This window comes from Citrobacter sp. RHBSTW-00986, assembly GCF_013783065.1.
Lineage (GTDB): Bacteria > Pseudomonadota > Gammaproteobacteria > Enterobacterales > Enterobacteriaceae > Citrobacter > Citrobacter braakii.
The window spans coordinates 2,307,551-2,324,233 of the sequence record NZ_CP056200.1 but is presented as its reverse complement, the minus strand read 5'-3'; the positions used below and the strand labels follow the sequence as shown (position 1 = coordinate 2,324,233).

Here is a 16,683-nt window from a genome sequence, read left to right as displayed (position 1 = left end):
CTGCATTCCTTAATTAAAACGTCACACCCATTTTGATGCTCTTTTCCGGATGGCGATCGACATACTGCATATAGCTTTCCGGGCTGCTGGCAAATGTTACTACCGGGTCAATAAGTTCTTCACAGTTCAGGTAACCGTTCATCAACAGTTCCCAACAGGTCTCCTCAATACGCTTGCGGCTCCAACGCGGATAATCCGGATTTGGCTCACTGCAGGCACGAGAGAAGACAATTTTGGCGTTGTTGAAGTGCGCTTCACGCCCCAGGTTGAAGCCTTCAGCAAAAGGTTTCGCGAAAGCGACATAGGAGATGGTTCCACCATAGGCCAGACCGCGTAACGCCGATTGCAACGCATCCGCATAGCCGCTGGTTTCGATAATCACATCCGCGCCCTGCTTGCCAGTCAGCTTCTTAATTTCCATGCCGACATCGGTGCCAATAGGATTCAGACAGAAATCCGCGCCATGACGACGCGCGATATCGCAACGATGGGCAATCGGATCCACACCAATGACCACCGAGGCTCCCGCTTTCTTAGCCAGTTGGACGGCAATCTGGCCAATCGCCCCTAAGCCGACGATGACAACAAAGTCGCCGACACGCACATTGGCGTCGCGCACGCCACTCATGGCGAACTGTGCCGGGTCATAGCACACGGCATTTTTCCACGAACTGCCTTCCGGCATTTTGCGCAGTTTGTAGTTGTTTACCGCATTAAAGAAAACCGTTTCTGCCAGTGGGCCGTAGCCGCAAACTGAATCGCCAACGGCGTATTCGGTCACATCGCTGCCACACTCAATAACATCGCCCACCACCATGTTGCCAAGCTGGAACTTGCCGAATTCAATCCCGCGCGGCGCCCCTTCCGGACGCGGCATGAACATTTGCCATTCGCCGTTAAAATCTTCGTCAATAAACGGACTGGCAGCGCGAAAATCGACCACTTCCGTGCCATGTTTTGGCGCACCAAAGCGAACGCGAACTTTCACTTCATTGGCGGATACAGCTCTGTCTTCATATTCCACCAGCGCCGCAACACGCGGTTCTGTGGCAACTAACTTCTTCATTTACAACTCCTTAATTAAACTGGCCGCTTAGCCTTTCACGCCGCCTGCGGTCAAACCACTTTTAATAAAACGTTCGGAAAGCGCATACATAATGACGACCGGCAATGCGGTGACTAACGATGCCGCCATCATGCGTCCCCAGATATAGTCAGGCGTACTGAACAGCGCGTTCAGACCGACCGGTAAGGTAAAATTGCTGGCGCTGGAGAGGAAAATCAAGGCAAACAGATAGTCATTCCACGCCACCATAAAGCAGTACACAAAGACCGAAACCAGACCGGACATCGCCAACGGCACGGTAATGCGAAAGATGATCTGCAGACGGTTCAATCCATCCATCATCGCGGCTTCTTCTATCTCATCCGGAATGGTGTCGAAGTAGCTTTTCAGCATGAACACCGCGGTCGGCAGCGTCTGGGTGACCATGGTGATAATCAACGCCATTTCGGTGTCATAGATGCCAAGTGCCGTAATGATTTTGAATAGCGGCACCACCAGCAGGATCCCCGAAAACATGTACACCGTGTAAAAGCTGGCATTGATAGTCATTCGCCCCTTAAAACGCAGGCGGGAAAGCGCATACGCCCCGAGCACGCCGAGAAACACCGCCACCACCGAAGAAGTGACCGATACCACCAGGCTATTACGGAAGTAGTCAACAAACGGGAAAATCATCGGGTTGAAGATGTCGATGTAATGTTCCAGCGTCCATTGCTGCGGTAACAACGTCGAATGCAGCGAGATCGCCTCTTTGGCGCTTTTAAATGAGGTCATCAGCATCACAAAAAATGGGAATAGCGTGATGCCCAGGAAGACAATTAATCCACAGTAAAAGCCGATGCGGCCAAGTGTGCGCTTATTTGTTGCCATTGAGGTTCACCCGTTTTCTGGTCAGCAGGATAACAGCGAAAATAATGACGAAGAGGACGACAGAAATAGCTGCCGCTTTGCCTAAGTCGTTAAATGCAAACGCTGTTTTATAGAGATAGACCCCGAGAATATCGACTTTAGTGGTCAGCAGATAAACATCGGCGAACATGTAAAACATCCAGATCGTGCGCAGCGTGACCACGGTTGCCAGCACCGGCATAATCGCTGGCAGCGTGACGATACGAAACCGTTGCCAGGCATTCGCGCCGTCCATTTCTGCCGCCTCATACAACGATTTATCAATCGTCTGTAAAATCGCCAGAAACGAGATAAAGGCATACGGGAAGTAGCGCCAGATGGCGAACAGCACGACCAGCGCGAAGCTGCTGCCGGGATTGTCGAACCACAGCGGTGCCTGATCGTAGAGATGCAACAGATCCACACCGAGGTAGTTCACAATGCCGTAGCCGTTGTTGAACATGTATTTCCAGGCAAACACCAGCGAAATTGATGGCGTCACGTAAGAGAGGATGACCAGTGAGCGCGCTGTTTTCCGCAGACGAAACTCACGGTTAAAAAACATCGCTACGCCCAGCCCCAGTACCGTGCTTCCTGCCACAACCAGCGCGGTATACCAGACCGTCATCCACAGCGAATGCCAGAATCCGGGATCGGATAAGATACGAATATAGTTGCTCAACCCGACAAATGTAGACTCAATTTGCGGATTCAGCGGCAGTCGCATAAAGCTGATTTCGATGTTAGATATCATCGGCCACGCCACTAAACCGCCCAGCAACAGCAAGCTGGGCGCCAGCAGCAGCATGGCGAATGGCATATCAGATCGACCTGAAAAGAACTTATTCATCACGGCTTTCCATTTCCCCATTAGCGCTGTTCAACGAGGTCATCCAGTTTTTTCTGGCTCGCTTCAATCGTGGTGACGAGGTCGGCTTTGCCTACCGTCACGTTGTGCACCATTGAGCTCACAACACCGGAGCCTGTGACGTCGCCCATGCGGGTGAAGTTCTTATCGCCGACGGCACCAAACACCTGGATATTCGGCAGTTCGGCAATCAGCTGATCGGGTAATTCACCCAGCGCTTTGATGACAGTGTTATCTTTCCACGTCGGGGTATTCACCACTGCTTTGTTGACCGGCAGCGCCGCCCCTGGCGACATCATGACCCAGTCCGCGATGTTGTCGGCCTGCTCCATAAAGGTGACAAATTTCTCTGCCGCTTCTGTCTCTTCAGACTTTTGACCCGCGGTAATGGTTAACGACGTCAGCATGCCGTAAACAGCAGAGTTTTTTTCCGTCGGCACCATAAAGCCCACATTTTTAGGATCGCCCTCTTTAATCACCGCCGGGAGGATATAGGTGGAATAAATCGCCATCGGCGCCGTGCCGTTCATGAACGCGTCTTTGACTTCCATGATGTCGTTTGAGCCCGGCATGGTGTTCATTGCCAATTGGCGGTAATACTGCAGCGCCTGCGCCATTTCAGGTGTGTTGAGCGTTATCTTTCCTTGCGCATCAAAAACGTTGGCCTGGTTTGAGAGCGCGAACTGGGAAAATGACTGTTCGGTCAAAACGCTTTCCGCCGTGGGCAGCGCAATACCATATTTCTTACTACCAGGATTGTTTAGCTTCTGCGCCACGCTCAGCAGTTGTTGCCAGTCTTTTGGCTCTTCCAGCCCAGCTTTTGCCAGCACATCTTTGCGATACCAGATCCCGCCAATCCAGGCGCTAACCGGAACCCCGGTCCAGGCGGTACCGTCTTCAGTGCGCACAATACGCAGCACGCCATCATAAAAAGTACCTTCACCTACGGCGTTGATGACCTGCGCTACGGCTTTACGATCGATAAGTGATTCTTTATCCATAACTTTCGCGTAGTCATGGCTGGTTTCAATGACTTCAGGCAGTGAACCGCTCCGCGCCAGGGTAATGACCTTGGTGTTGTACGCATCTTCTTCTACAGGAACCTGTTTGACACTGATCCCCGGGTTCTCTTTTTCAAAACGCTCAATCAGTTTTGCAATAACCGCCTGCCGCTCCTGTTCAACAGAAGAGTGCATAAATTCAATCGCAACAGAGGACGTTTTATCATCCTTACACCCGGAAACCAGGGCGCAGGAAACCAGTGCTGAAATCAGCACAATTTTAGTTTTAAGCATGAAATGTTCCTTTTTATTACTTAACCCACATGACCTGCCAGGCGTTCAACGTTAATTCTTTACCTGAAATAGTTTTACCGCTAATCAAATCAAATCCATTTTCAACATCAATACTAATGGTTTGCGTATGACCGCTGACATTAAATAATCCGGTAATTTTTTCGCCTGTTTCCGCCGTACGTTTAATTTGCATTACAGTCGGTGTAACACTGCTAATCTGAAAATCACTATCAGGGTGAAATGCTTTATTACTACGACGTATTACAATTAACCGGGATAATTCATGATAAATAGCGTGGCGCAAACTGGTTTCATCTGCCAGCTCCGTTTCGATTTGGTTTATTTGATATTTTTTGCGGTTGATCGCGCGGTTATAACCTAACGCCTCGACACCTTTATAATCATTGCGTGACCCAAGAATGCTTTGAATGTAAACCGCAGGTACACCCGGAAAACTCAGCAAAATGGCATGTGCGAGAATAAAACGGGAAAAACGTTCGGCATCACTACAATTGCCTGGCGTCAGTGCGTCCATATATGTCACGTTAATTTCATACGGACTGCGACTACCATCAGGATTATTTTTCCAGTTAACCAGCGCGCCTTCCTGTTGTAATTCCGTCACCAGGCGCACAATCTCGTCTTCAGGTAACAAACCACGTAATGGGTTGAGACCAATACCGTCATGCGATGCGAGGAAATTAAACCAGGTGGTCTCACTGGACGGCAGTTCCAGTGATTGCGCCCACTGGCACAAGGTTGAGGTATCCTGGCGTTGTACCGCATGCAGCACCAGCGGCGGTAACGAGAACTGGTACACCATATGCGCTTCATCACGGCCATTTCCGTAGTAGGACACATTATCCTTATGCGGAACGTTTGTTTCAGTAATAATCGCCGTACCAGGCGCCGCGCAGTCAGCAATAGCGCGAAATAGTTTGATCAGCTGATGCGTTTTTTCCAGGTGAATACAGGTCGTTCCTGGCTCTTTCCACATAAAGCCAACCGCATCCAGGCGGACATAATCAGCGCCCTGCTCAAGATAACTCAATAGCACATCGACCATCGCCAGTAACACTACCGGGTTGGCATAGTTGAGATCGATCTGGTCGTCGCTGAACGTCGTCCATAAATAGCGTACGGTGTTATCTTTCAGCGTAAAAGGCGTCAGTAACGGTAATGCGCGTGGACGCGTTACGTTGCTCAGGTCCGTATCAGGATCCATCGCAATAAAGAAATCTTCATAACCGTCAAGCTGTTGCAAATAGTTATTAAACCATTCGCTTTTCGCTGACATATGGTTACAAACAAAATCAAACATCAGTCGACTGGATTTACCCAATTGCTTAATATCATTCCAGTCACCGGTTTCTTCGGCAACCTGATGGTAATTAATTACGGAAAAACCATCATCCGATGACCACGGATAAAACGGCAACAGATGCACATGAGAAAATGTCGACTTAAGCCATTCATTATAAAACTGATTAAACATCGGCAGTGGTTTTTTGCCTGCCCCGTGGAATTGATCGGCGTAGGTAATAAGAACTACATCGCCCTCGTCCCAATGCGCTTTACGGATTTTTTTAATTAATCCCTGTGATTTCTCTAAACGTGCAATCAGCGCTTCATAGTGGCATGAAGTAAACGTATCACCATAAACTTCTGCCAGGCATTTTTGGATTTTTTGGTTCACCTTCAATTCTCGTGGTAGCGGTCCCATGAGTCAAGAGACTACTCTGCGGGAAATAAGCTGTCAATCGGCTGAGGTGGCCAGGAGGGGGATAATAAAAGAATTTCGGCAGCCAAAAAATCGTATTTGTGAGCTGCCGCAAATTAACAGTGGGAATGTTGATTAATTGTTGCTTGCTTTTGCTGATTCGGATATCAGCGTTGATTACCTGAATAGAGTTTCGATAATTTTGCCGCTGCCCGACTCAAAACCGGCTCCAGGACCAACGCCAGCAGCATTTTAAGCGGGCGTCGGGCGACGGACTTTACCGCCCACCCTGCTACCCCCGCCGGGCCGTAACGAAGCGCAGTTAAAAGCACCAGCTTACCTGCTATTTTAAAGCCCGGCTTAACCCTTTGCCCGGCACGTTGCCAGCGATTGTTCATTTCTATCCTCACAATTGGCGGAAACGGCTGCGCAATGAAAAGGTATCAGAGGTGACATAACGCTCCATTTCACGCAAACGCTTTTCACTTGCCGCCAGCTCGCGATCGACGGCATCCAACAGCTCGCCGCTTGATGGCTGCTGCTCACCGGAAACCACATTGTCCGGCATCGGGTCCAACACAAACGTCAGCACGATGTAAGCGACGAAGGTGAAAAAGGCCAGACCAAAAAAGACGGACAACACCACCAGGATCCGCACCAGCTTCACAGGCACATCGAGGTAATGCGCAATACCTGCGCAAACCCCCTTCACCATGCCCTGTTGCGGAATACGCCACAGTTTTTTGTTCAGATTAACGCCTCCCATTAGCGGTCCCTCCAGTTTGGATGTTCAGCATCAAGGATGTCTTCCAGCGCCTGAATGCGCTCGCGCATCCGCTGTGCGTCATCGTTGAGTTCTACCAGACGTTGCTGTTCACTTTGCGCCAGTTCGCCACGACTGGAACGGTTGCTGTAATGCAGCCAGAGCCAAATCGGTAAAACGAACAGCACAAAGATGGTTAATGGGATAGCCAGAAATAGCGCGCTCATGAGTACTCCTTACAGGTGATGAGCGGCGGCGCGTTCGGGCGCCGCCAGATGTTATTATTGCTTATCTTGCTGCATTTTGGCTTTAAGTTGCGCCAGTTGCTCGCTGATTTCATCATCTGCTTTCAGGTCAGCAAATTGCTGATCCAGAGACTGCTGTTTACCGAAGTTATGGCTTTCGGCCTCAGCTTCCATCTGATCGATACGACGCTCGAAAGATTCAAAGCGTGCCATCGCTTCATCCAGCTTACCGCTGTCCAGTTGACGACGAACATCACGCGAAGAGCTCGCAGCCTGATGGCGCAGCATCAATGCCTGCTGACGAGCACGGGTTTCACTGAGTTTATTTTCCAGCTCACCGATCTCTTTTTTCATTCGCGCCAGCGTATCGTCAACCAGCGTCACCTCATGCTCCAGAGAAGCAATCAGATCAGTCAGTTTCTGTTTTTCGATTAAAGCAGAACGCGCCAAATCTTCTTTCTCTTTACGCAGCGCCAGCTCGGCTTTTTCTTGCCACTCTGCCTGTTGTGCGCTGGCCAGTTCGATACGGCGAGATAATTGTTTCTTTTCTGCCAGAGCGCGTGCGGAGTTTGAGCGCACCTCAACCAGCGTATCTTCCATTTCCTGGATCATTAACCGCACCAGTTTCTGCGGATCTTCAGCCTTTTCCAGCAACGCATTAATGTTGGCGTTCACGATGTCGGCAAAACGAGAAAAAATACCCATAATGTAATCCTCACTTACTGTTCTGATATCGGGCTATGCCCTGCTGTTTTCGTAATGCACTTGGCGTGCCAACTTTTTAACTAATTGATTTTAATGTAAATATCCAATTTTACCTGACGGGAGAATTAGGGTAAATTGGTGAATAACACTAACAAGTGGTGAATTTCATCATGGCAGGATACAAAGACAATATTCTGGGCGAAGCGAACAGCTTTATTGAAGTGCTGGAACAGGTTTCTCATCTGGCGCCGCTGGATAAACCTGTACTGGTTATCGGTGAGCGAGGTACGGGGAAAGAGCTTATTGCCAACCGCCTGCACTACCTCTCCAGCCGTTGGCAGGGCCCATTTATTTCGCTTAACTGCGCGGCTCTCAACGAAAACTTACTTGATTCCGAACTGTTTGGTCACGAAGCCGGTGCGTTTACCGGTGCACAAAAACGCCATCCAGGACGTTTCGAACGCGCTGACGGCGGCACGCTGTTTCTTGATGAACTGGCGACCGCGCCAATGTTGGTACAGGAAAAACTGCTGCGCGTAATTGAGTATGGCGAGCTGGAACGCGTCGGCGGCAGCCAGCCCTTGCAGGTTAACGTGCGACTGGTCTGCGCGACCAATGCCGACCTGCCACGTATGGTCAGCGAAGGCACTTTTCGCGCAGACCTGCTGGATCGTCTGGCCTTTGACGTGGTGCAACTTCCCCCACTACGCGAGCGTCAAAGCGACATCATGTTAATGGCCGAACACTTTGCCATTCAGATGTGCCGCGAGATCGGGTTACCGCTTTTTCCGGGATTTAGCGCCGAGGCCAGAGAAACCCTCCTCCATTACCGTTGGCCGGGTAATATTCGTGAACTGAAAAACGTCGTGGAGCGCTCCGTTTACCGGCACGGTACCAGCGATTACCCGCTGGATGAGATCATCATTGACCCCTTCCGCCGCCACGTTGCGCAGCCACAGGCAGCACCACCAAAGCAGACATCTGTAGCATTACCGCTGGATCTGCGTGAATTCCAGCAGCAACAAGAGAAAGACTTTCTACAAACCAGCTTGCAGCAGGCGAAATTTAATCAGAAAAAAGCCGCTGAGTTACTGGGTCTGACTTACCATCAGCTACGCGCGTTGCTTAAGAAACACCAGATTTAGCGCGCCTCTGCCAACGTTATATTGGAGGGTTTGACGCTTTATTGTCAGCACTCGTCCATTAAAGTCACTTTCCCCTCTGACTTTTCGACTCACGGAGCATAAACGTCAGAGGGTCCCTGTCCCCCCATCAGAGCACCAAACTTGGCCGGATGTATAACTGTTCTCTTCAGCGGCCAAAGTGACATAAAGCGGCGCAATTTCCACTGGTTGACCCGGACGACCCAGCGGTGCATTTGCCCCAAACTTCTCCACTTTTTCCTGTGGCTGACCGCCACAGCATTGCAGTACAGTCCAGTATGGGCCTGGCGCTACGGCATTAACCCGTATCCCTTTCGGTGCCAGCTGTTTCGCCAGCGATTTAGTAAATGCCACGATCGCCGCTTTGGTCTGAGCATAGTCAAGCAGGATTTCACTAGGCTCATAAGCCTGTACCGAGGAGGTATTAATTATCACGCTGTCTCGTGAAAGATGGGGGATAGCCGCTTTGGTGATCCAAAACATAGCGTAGACATTAGTCTTGAATGTGGCATCGAAATCTTCTGTGGTGAGCGCCTCAATAGACTCGCAAAATTGCTGACGACCCGCATTATTGACGAGGATATCCAACCCACCCAGCCCTTTTACCGCCTGTTTAACCAGTTGGCCGCAAAAAGTTTCATCTCGAATATCTCCGGGGATAGCCACGACATTTCTGCCTGCTTTTTTTATCAAGTCGACCACTTCACGCGCATCGTCTTCTTCATCAGGTAAATAGTTGATCGCAACATCAGCGCCTTCACGGGCATAAGCAATGGCAACAGCACGGCCAATCCCTGAATCCCCCCCGGTAATTAATACCTTGCGCCCATTCAATCGACCGCTTCCCTGATAGCTCTCCTCCCCATGATCGGGACGCGGTTGCATTTTTCCGGCCAGCCCTGGGAAGGGTTGCTTCTGCTGTGGAAAAGGCGGTGCCGGAAAACGCGCAGAATGAGTTTTATTGATGGTCTTTTTTTCATTGTTTAAGTCAGCCATTTAAATACCTCTCATTTTTTATCACAAAGATTATTAAGCGTAGACCAAAATGAGTGGCATGACCTTTGTAATTCACCGCAATTTAATATTTCGCGTAATGTCACCTCTACCGATACACTAATCACCGCATCGCGCTTTCGAGTATTTTATGAGATTAATCCCTGCTTAACCCATAGCACTTAAATCCATATATATCAATGAGCTATATAAATAAAACCTTAACAGGCCAGACAATTTTATTGAGTAACGAGATACCACTCAGAAGCGAGAGGTTAATAGAGTCCTATGCAATTGTTTTTCCTGTATTCATCTACCTACGTCGCCTCGCTTATATTTTACCAACGTTATGATTCAATACTCGTTATCATTTAAGAATTATCCAACAATCAGCATAAATAAATAGCAACCAAATTTAACATCTCAGCCCTATCGAAATGGAGAACGAATGAAATTATCCATAGCGCCATTATGAGATTATTTTTATATTTCACTTTCCCCGCGATATTGCTGATGCTCTCTCCTGGCGGTCATGGTCACTTTCCCCCACGTCCCCCTCACATTTTTCTGTCAGCCAGCGAATCCCGCGTTTTAACGAGTCAGATGGGTCATGAAAATGCTAAGATAGTTAACAGAGTAAATTCAAAGTGGATAGCGGGTATGAAGGGTGACCCTGTCGCGATGTTGAATTCGCGGTTATCACCTGTGCGGTCCCCAAACACAAACGGTAATGGCAAATGTCATTAAATATTAGTAAGATAGCCTCTTTATTTATAATCCTTTAAAATTATGCGCCTGGTTTTATCATCTCTGATCGTGATGGCTGGATTTCTGAGTGGTCAGGCTGCTGCCGCGCCTGAACAGGCTTCGCATGCTGATATTCGTGACAGCGGCTTTGTCTATTGCGTTAGCGGGCAGGTCAATACGTTCAACCCGCAAAAAGCGAGCAGCGGTCTTATCGTCGACACCCTGGCAGCCCAGCTGTATGACCGACTACTCGATGTCGATCCGTACACCTATCGACTGGTGCCTGAGCTGGCTGAAAGCTGGGAGGTGCTGGATAACGGCGCAACCTACCGCTTCCATCTGCGTCGTGACGTCCAGTTTCAGAAGACGGCCTGGTTCACCCCCACCCGCAAACTGAATGCAGACGACGTGGTGTTTACCTTCGAGCGCATCTTTGATCGCCAGCATCCGTGGCACAATGTAAACGGTAGCAGTTTCCCCTACTTCGACAGCCTACAGTTCGCCGATAACGTCCAAAGCGTACGCAAGCTGGACAACAACACCGTTGAGTTCCGCTTAACTCAGCCCGATGCCTCCTTCATGTGGCACCTTGCCACGCACTATGCCTCCGTGATGTCAGCAGAATATGCGGCTAAATTGGCAAAACAGGATCGTCAGGAGTTGCTCGACAGACAACCCGTCGGCACCGGACCGTACCAGCTTTCGGAGAATCGCGCAGGGCAATATGTTCGACTGCAGCGCCATGAAAAATTCTGGCGTGGTACTCCTCTGATGCCGCAGGTGGTTGTGGACCTCGGCTCTGGCGGCACCGGACGTCTATCGAAACTCCTGACCGGTGAGTGTGATGTTCTGGCCTGGCCTGCCGCCAGTCAGCTCAGCATTTTGCGTGATGACCCGCGCCTGCGTCTGACCCTGCGCCCGGGGATGAACATCGCCTATCTGGCATTCAATACCAATAAACCACCGATGGATAATCCCGCCGTGCGGCATGCGCTGGCGCTGGCCATTAATAACCAACGGCTGATGCAGTCCATCTACTACGGGACGGCGGAAACCGCAGCATCTATTTTGCCTCGCGCCTCGTGGGCTTATGACAACGAAGCTAAAATTACAGAGTACAATCCGGCAAAATCGCGCGAGCAGTTAAAAGCACTGGGGCTGGAGAACCTGACATTACAGCTTTGGGTACCCACCAGTTCTCAGGCCTGGAACCCCAGTCCACTGAAAACCGCCGAGCTGATTCAGGCTGACATGGCTCAGGTGGGTGTGAAAGTTAAAATCATTCCGGTAGAAGGTCGTTTTCAGGAGGCGCGATTAATGGATATGAACCATGATCTAACGTTATCCGGTTGGGCGACGGACAGTAACGATCCTGACAGTTTTTTCCGACCGTTGCTAAGCTGCGCCGCCATCAACTCGCAGACTAACTTCGCCCACTGGTGTAATCCGGAATTTGACAGCGTTCTGCGCAAGGCCCTCTCTTCGCAGCAACTCTCATCGCGAATTGATGCCTATGACGAAGCGCAAAATATTCTCGCGAAAGAGTTACCGATCCTGCCGCTGGCCTCTTCACTGCGTCTACAGGCTTATCGTTACGATATCAAAGGACTGGTGCTGAGTCCGTTCGGCAATGCATCTTTTGCCGGGGTTTCCAGGGTAAAGAAAGATGAGGTGAAAAAGCCATGATTATCTTCACCCTGCGTCGTTTTTTATTGCTGCTGGTCACCCTCTTCTTCCTGACCTTTATTGGATTCAGCCTGAGCTACTTCACGCCTCATGCGCCGTTACAGGGTGCATCGCTGTGGAACGCCTGGGTATTCTGGTTCAATGGCCTCATTCACTGGGATTTTGGTGTATCCAGTATTAACGGTCAGTTGATTTCAGAACAGTTGAAGGAGGTGTTCCCGGCGACGATGGAACTGTGCATTCTGGCCTTTGGTTTTGCGCTGATGGTTGGGATCCCCGTTGGTATGCTGGCAGGGATCACGCGGAACAAATGGCAGGACCGCTGCATCAGCGCCTTAGCGTTGATGGGCTTTTCCATTCCGGTTTTTTGGCTGGCGCTGTTGCTGACGTTGCTCTTCTCACTGACTCTCGGCTGGCTTCCCGTTTCGGGACGCTTTGATCTTCTCTATGAAGTGAAGCCCGTTACCGGATTTGCCATTATTGATGCGTGGATCTCCGACTCGCCCTGGCGCGATGAAATGCTGGTCAGCGCAATCCGTCACATGGTGCTTCCGGTGTTGACGCTTTCCGTCGCCCCTACCACGGAAGTTATTCGCCTGATGCGAATCAGCACCATTGAGGTCTTTGATCAAAACTATGTTAAAGCGGCCGCCACGCGCGGTCTGTCACGCTTAACCATCCTGCGCCGTCACGTTCTGCACAACGCCCTTCCGCCGGTGATCCCGCGTCTGGGCTTACAGTTTTCCACCATGCTGACGCTGGCGATGATCACCGAGATGGTCTTTAGCTGGCCAGGTCTTGGCCGTTGGCTGATTAACGCAATTCGCCAACAGGATTACGCGGCAATTTCGGCGGGCGTCATGGTGATTGGCTCACTGGTTATCATCGTTAACGTCATCTCTGATATTTTGGGTGCTATGGCTAACCCTCTGAAACATAAGGAATGGTATGCCTTACGATAGCGTCTACAGCGAAAAGCGCCCGCCGGGTACGTTGCGCACCGCATGGCGCAATTTTTACGGCGATGCGACTGCGATGATCGGCCTGTATGGCTGCGCAGGATTGGCGATTCTGTGTATTTTTGGTGGTTGGTTTGCCCCTTATGGCATCGACCAGCAATTTCTCGGCTATCAGCTTTTACCGCCGTCATGGTCGCGCTATGGCGAAGTCTCATTTTTCCTCGGAACTGACGATCTCGGGCGTGACGTGCTAAGTCGCCTGCTCAGCGGCGCGGCCCCAACCGTTGGCGGCGCGTTTGTCGTCACCCTCGCCGCCACACTATGTGGCCTGTTACTGGGCGTGGTTGCCGGCGCAACGCACGGTTTGCGCTCCGCGGTGCTGAACCACATTCTGGACACCCTGCTCTCGATCCCTTCGCTGCTGTTGGCGATTATTGTGGTGGCCTTTGCCGGACCGCATCTGACACACGCGATGTTTGCCGTCTGGCTGGCGCTGCTGCCGCGCATGGTACGCTCCGTCTACAGCATGGTGCATGACGAGCTGGAAAAAGAGTACGTTATCGCCGCTCGCCTGGACGGTGCAACCACGCTCAATATCCTGTGGTTTGCCGTTCTGCCCAATATTACCGCCGGACTTATCACTGAAATCACCCGTGCGCTGTCGATGGCGATTCTGGACATCGCCGCGCTGGGTTTTCTCGACCTTGGCGCACAGTTGCCGTCACCAGAATGGGGAGCCATGCTTGGCGACGCGCTGGAGCTGATTTATGTCGCACCGTGGACGGTTATGCTGCCTGGCGCGGCGATTATGATAAGCGTGCTGCTGGTTAACCTGCTGGGTGATGGCGTGCGCCGGGCAATTATTGCGGGGGTGGAATAATGCCATTACTGGATATCCGCAACCTGACCATTGAATTCAGAACCGGCGACGACTGGGTGAAGGCGGTTGACCGCGTCAGCATGACCCTCAATGAAGGTGAAATCCGCGGACTGGTTGGCGAGTCTGGATCGGGCAAGAGCCTGATCGCCAAGGCCATTTGCGGCGTCGCTAAAGATAACTGGCGCGTAACCGCAGACCGCATGCGCTTTGATGATATCGATCTGTTGCGCCTTTCAGCGCGTGAACGACGCAAGCTGGTCGGCCATAACGTTTCCATGATCTTTCAGGAACCGCAATCGTGTCTCGATCCGTCTGAGCGCATTGGACGACAACTGATGCAAAATATTCCGGCATGGACTTATAAAGGCCGCTGGTGGCAGCGTATCGGCTGGCGTAAACGCCGCGCGATTGAACTCCTGCACCGCGTCGGGATAAAAGATCATAAAGATGCGATGCGCAGCTTCCCGTATGAGCTGACCGACGGCGAATGCCAGAAGGTGATGATCGCAATCGCCCTGGCTAATCAGCCGCGTTTACTGATTGCCGACGAACCAACGAACGCGATGGAGCCAACCACTCAGGCGCAAATTTTCCGCCTGCTGACCCGTCTGAACCAAAACAGCAATACCACCATTTTGCTGATCAGCCATGACCTGCAAATGCTCAGCCAGTGGGCTGACAAAATTAACGTGATGTACTGTGGGCAAACGGTGGAAACTGCGCCCAGTAAAGAGCTGGTGACTATTCCGCATCATCCTTATACCCAAGCGTTGATTCGCGCCATTCCTGATTTTGGTAGCGCAATGCCGCACAAAAGCCGCCTGAATACCATGCCAGGAGCCATTCCATTGCTGGAACAATTACCTATCGGCTGTCGTCTGGGGCCGCGCTGCCCTTATGCTCAGCGCGAATGTATCGAAACCCCAAGACTGACCGGAGCAAAGAATCATCTCTACGCCTGTCATTTCCCACTGAACATGGAGAGAGAGTGAGATGGTAGAAACCCTGCTCGAAGTTCGTAATCTGAGCAAAACCTTTCGCTACCGGACGGGCTTATTCCGCCGTCAGACAGTTGAGGCCGTTAAGCCGCTGAGCTTTACCCTGCGCGAGCGTCAGACGCTCGCCGTCATAGGTGAAAATGGTTCCGGTAAATCTACGCTGGCGAAGATGCTGGCCGGTATGATTGAGCCCACCAGCGGTGAGCTGCTGATTGACGATCACCCGTTAAAATATGGTGATTATTCATTCCGTAGTCAGCGTATCCGTATGATTTTCCAGGATCCGTCAACGTCGCTTAACCCACGGCAACGTATTTCGCAGATCCTCGATTTTCCGCTACGTCTGAACACCGATCTCGAGCCTGAACAGCGCCGCAAACAGATCATCGAGACCATGCGGATGGTCGGTCTGTTGCCTGACCATGTGAGTTATTACCCGCATATGCTGGCTCCGGGACAAAAACAGCGTCTGGGTCTTGCCCGAGCGCTCATTTTGCGACCCAAAGTCATTATCGCCGACGAAGCCCTGGCCTCTCTGGACATGTCGATGCGTTCGCAGCTCATCAATCTGATGCTGGAATTACAGGAAAAACAGGGGATTTCATATATCTATGTGACTCAGCACATCGGCATGATGAAGCACATCAGCGATCAGGTATTAGTCATGCACCAGGGTGAAGTGGTTGAACGCGGCAGTACAGCAGATGTTCTGGCCTCTCCGTTGCATGAGCTGACCCGTCGCCTGATCGCCGGTCATTTCGGCGAAGCGCTTACCGCTGACGCGTGGCGTAAAGATCGCTAGCAGATGCAGCCCTCCTCAACCGGAGGGCAATTTTGCAATCAGTGACAAACATTTGGTAAGAGCAGTGTATCAACCTCGCTAAACGCGACCGAAGGGAAAAGAGATCCCTGCATCACCCAAACACCAGCCGCGCCTACTTCGTCGATAAGCTGTTTGGTTTCCACGCCCTCCACCGCAATGCGGTCGCAATATTCGCGGATGTTTTTAATTAGCACCGGGAACATCGGTTTTTCAGCCTGATCCAGGAAAAAACCACGATCCAACTTTACAACATCAAAACGACCGCAAACCAGCGGACTGGCCCCAATGCTGCCGGAGCCCAGATCGCCCAGCCATAATGCGTTTGGACCGTCGCAAAGTGAATTAATCAGCAGATTATTCAGACATACGGTATTCGTCAGAAAGCGCTCTGAAAGTTCTAGTGCGACAAAAGGCATGGCATGTAGCGCCGATTTGACGCTCGGGTCGCCAATTGCCAGCAGCGCCATTTCATCAATGAGGTTCAGAGTACAGAAAAGGTTGTGGCTCTCAAACCAATTACGCTTTTCGGCAATTAATCGAATTTGCTCGAGCATGAAATTACGTTTTTGTTCGCTATTCCACGCTGAAATGATGAACTCTGGATGTATCGGCGAAACCGTATCTGAAGCAAACCGGACGCTCATCTCAACACCCAGTAACGTATCAGTTGTGTCTCTCATCGGTTCCGCGATGAAATGATAGTGCATAAGACCACTCCAATTGATCATAACTTCCTGATAATGCACTTTTAATCACAATCAATCAATAATAACGATCAATGTGTCAATATTGATCGATAAAAACAATATATCATAACGAACTGAATACGGTCATATTTTTTGTTTTAAGAAAGTTCTTACATTGCTATGTTTTAAAACATAAGC

General features: G+C 50.7%; 17 protein-coding genes. 6 read left to right on the top strand and 11 right to left on the bottom strand.

Annotation, left to right across the window (positions count from 1 at the left end):
• Window positions 1-13 precede the first annotated feature (13 nt).
• The 9 genes from HV345_RS11465 to pspA all read right to left on the bottom strand — a co-directional run bounded on the left by HV345_RS11465 (window position 14) and on the right by pspA (window position 7,550).
• Entirely contained in the window at window positions 14-1,066 is a 1,053-nt protein-coding gene (locus HV345_RS11465; protein WP_016153224.1) for a zinc-binding alcohol dehydrogenase, read from the bottom strand.
• A gap of 27 nt (window positions 1,067-1,093) precedes the next feature.
• Window positions 1,094-1,936, bottom strand: a complete 843-nt coding sequence (locus HV345_RS11460; protein WP_181636644.1) for a carbohydrate ABC transporter permease — start codon at window positions 1,934-1,936, stop codon at window positions 1,094-1,096.
• On the bottom strand, window positions 1,923-2,804 hold the full coding sequence (locus HV345_RS11455; protein ID WP_003840754.1) for a carbohydrate ABC transporter permease: 882 nt from the start codon (window positions 2,802-2,804) through the stop codon (window positions 1,923-1,925). The genes HV345_RS11460 and HV345_RS11455 overlap by 14 nt, the downstream gene beginning before the upstream one ends.
• Window positions 2,805-2,824: 20 nt before the next feature.
• A complete protein-coding gene (locus tag HV345_RS11450; RefSeq protein WP_019076863.1) occupies window positions 2,825-4,117 on the bottom strand; it encodes an ABC transporter substrate-binding protein in 1,293 nt (430 codons plus the stop codon).
• Between the two features lie 16 nt (window positions 4,118-4,133).
• On the bottom strand, window positions 4,134-5,840 hold the full coding sequence (locus HV345_RS11445) for a sugar phosphorylase (RefSeq protein WP_286469849.1): 1,707 nt from the start codon (window positions 5,838-5,840) through the stop codon (window positions 4,134-4,136).
• Between the two features lie 164 nt (window positions 5,841-6,004).
• Window positions 6,005-6,235 carry a phage shock protein PspD gene (gene pspD, locus HV345_RS11440; RefSeq protein WP_181636642.1) on the bottom strand — a complete coding sequence of 77 codons (231 nt, stop codon included), beginning with the start codon at window positions 6,233-6,235 and terminating at the stop codon, window positions 6,005-6,007.
• An 8-nt stretch (window positions 6,236-6,243) separates the two neighbouring features.
• A complete protein-coding gene (gene pspC / locus HV345_RS11435) occupies window positions 6,244-6,603 on the bottom strand; it encodes an envelope stress response membrane protein PspC (RefSeq protein WP_003020497.1) in 360 nt (119 codons plus the stop codon).
• Entirely contained in the window at window positions 6,603-6,827 is a 225-nt protein-coding gene (gene pspB, locus HV345_RS11430) for an envelope stress response membrane protein PspB (RefSeq protein WP_016153227.1), read from the bottom strand. Before pspB ends, pspC begins: the two co-directional genes overlap by 1 nt.
• Before the next feature lie 54 nt (window positions 6,828-6,881).
• Complete coding sequence (gene pspA, locus HV345_RS11425) at window positions 6,882-7,550, bottom strand: phage shock protein PspA (protein ID WP_016153228.1); 669 nt, start codon at window positions 7,548-7,550, stop codon at window positions 6,882-6,884.
• A gap of 155 nt (window positions 7,551-7,705) precedes the next feature.
• Between pspA and pspF the strand changes: the two genes are divergently transcribed.
• Window positions 7,706-8,695 (top strand): phage shock protein operon transcriptional activator, encoded by a 990-nt coding sequence (gene pspF / locus HV345_RS11420; protein ID WP_029139556.1) that lies wholly within the window; start codon window positions 7,706-7,708, stop codon window positions 8,693-8,695.
• A 105-nt stretch (window positions 8,696-8,800) separates the two neighbouring features.
• Here the strand turns inward: pspF and HV345_RS11415 are convergent, their stop codons facing one another.
• Window positions 8,801-9,709, bottom strand: a complete 909-nt coding sequence (locus HV345_RS11415; RefSeq protein WP_016156638.1) for an SDR family oxidoreductase — start codon at window positions 9,707-9,709, stop codon at window positions 8,801-8,803.
• A gap of 786 nt (window positions 9,710-10,495) precedes the next feature.
• Between HV345_RS11415 and sapA the strand changes: the two genes are divergently transcribed.
• The 5 genes from sapA to sapF are packed head-to-tail and all read left to right on the top strand — an operon-like array spanning window position 10,496 to window position 15,778.
• A complete protein-coding gene (sapA, locus tag HV345_RS11410; RefSeq protein ID WP_181636641.1) occupies window positions 10,496-12,139 on the top strand; it encodes an ABC transporter substrate-binding protein SapA in 1,644 nt (547 codons plus the stop codon).
• Complete coding sequence (gene sapB, locus HV345_RS11405) at window positions 12,136-13,101, top strand: peptide ABC transporter permease SapB (RefSeq protein WP_003020545.1); 966 nt, start codon at window positions 12,136-12,138, stop codon at window positions 13,099-13,101. The genes sapA and sapB overlap by 4 nt, the downstream gene beginning before the upstream one ends.
• Window positions 13,088-13,978, top strand: a complete 891-nt coding sequence (gene sapC / locus HV345_RS11400; protein ID WP_016156640.1) for a peptide ABC transporter permease SapC — start codon at window positions 13,088-13,090, stop codon at window positions 13,976-13,978. Before sapB ends, sapC begins: the two co-directional genes overlap by 14 nt.
• Window positions 13,978-14,970 (top strand): peptide ABC transporter ATP-binding protein SapD, encoded by a 993-nt coding sequence (gene sapD / locus HV345_RS11395; RefSeq protein ID WP_016153234.1) that lies wholly within the window; start codon window positions 13,978-13,980, stop codon window positions 14,968-14,970. Before sapC ends, sapD begins: the two co-directional genes overlap by 1 nt.
• 1 nt (window position 14,971) lies before the next feature.
• Window positions 14,972-15,778, top strand: a complete 807-nt coding sequence (gene sapF / locus HV345_RS11390) for a peptide ABC transporter ATP-binding protein SapF (RefSeq protein WP_016153235.1) — start codon at window positions 14,972-14,974, stop codon at window positions 15,776-15,778.
• A gap of 38 nt (window positions 15,779-15,816) precedes the next feature.
• Here sapF and HV345_RS11385 read toward each other — a convergent pair whose 3' ends face one another.
• Entirely contained in the window at window positions 15,817-16,506 is a 690-nt protein-coding gene (locus tag HV345_RS11385; RefSeq protein ID WP_047500365.1) for an EAL domain-containing protein, read from the bottom strand.
• Between the last annotated feature and the right edge of the window lie 177 nt (window positions 16,507-16,683).

What these genes read in the sequence shown, in the direction of transcription:
- HV345_RS11465 (WP_016153224.1), bottom strand. Translation starts at nt 1,066, where the DNA reads ATGAAGAAGTTAGTTGCCACAGAACCGCGTGTTGCGGCGCTGGTGGAA.
- pspB (WP_016153227.1), bottom strand. Translation starts at nt 6,827, where the DNA reads ATGAGCGCGCTATTTCTGGCTATCCCATTAACCATCTTTGTGCTGTTC.
- HV345_RS11385 (WP_047500365.1), bottom strand. Translation starts at nt 16,506, where the DNA reads ATGCACTATCATTTCATCGCGGAACCGATGAGAGACACAACTGATACG.
- pspD (WP_181636642.1), bottom strand. Translation starts at nt 6,235, where the DNA reads ATGAACAATCGCTGGCAACGTGCCGGGCAAAGGGTTAAGCCGGGCTTT.
- sapB (WP_003020545.1), top strand. Translation starts at nt 12,136, where the DNA reads ATGATTATCTTCACCCTGCGTCGTTTTTTATTGCTGCTGGTCACCCTC.
- HV345_RS11445 (WP_286469849.1), bottom strand. Translation starts at nt 5,840, where the DNA reads ATGGGACCGCTACCACGAGAATTGAAGGTGAACCAAAAAATCCAAAAA.
- sapF (WP_016153235.1), top strand. Translation starts at nt 14,972, where the DNA reads ATGGTAGAAACCCTGCTCGAAGTTCGTAATCTGAGCAAAACCTTTCGC.
- sapD (WP_016153234.1), top strand. Translation starts at nt 13,978, where the DNA reads ATGCCATTACTGGATATCCGCAACCTGACCATTGAATTCAGAACCGGC.
- pspA (WP_016153228.1), bottom strand. Translation starts at nt 7,550, where the DNA reads ATGGGTATTTTTTCTCGTTTTGCCGACATCGTGAACGCCAACATTAAT.
- HV345_RS11450 (WP_019076863.1), bottom strand. Translation starts at nt 4,117, where the DNA reads ATGCTTAAAACTAAAATTGTGCTGATTTCAGCACTGGTTTCCTGCGCC.
- HV345_RS11460 (WP_181636644.1), bottom strand. Translation starts at nt 1,936, where the DNA reads ATGGCAACAAATAAGCGCACACTTGGCCGCATCGGCTTTTACTGTGGA.
- sapA (WP_181636641.1), top strand. Translation starts at nt 10,496, where the DNA reads ATGCGCCTGGTTTTATCATCTCTGATCGTGATGGCTGGATTTCTGAGT.
- pspC (WP_003020497.1), bottom strand. Translation starts at nt 6,603, where the DNA reads ATGGGAGGCGTTAATCTGAACAAAAAACTGTGGCGTATTCCGCAACAG.
- HV345_RS11455 (WP_003840754.1), bottom strand. Translation starts at nt 2,804, where the DNA reads ATGAATAAGTTCTTTTCAGGTCGATCTGATATGCCATTCGCCATGCTG.
- HV345_RS11415 (WP_016156638.1), bottom strand. Translation starts at nt 9,709, where the DNA reads ATGGCTGACTTAAACAATGAAAAAAAGACCATCAATAAAACTCATTCT.
- sapC (WP_016156640.1), top strand. Translation starts at nt 13,088, where the DNA reads ATGCCTTACGATAGCGTCTACAGCGAAAAGCGCCCGCCGGGTACGTTG.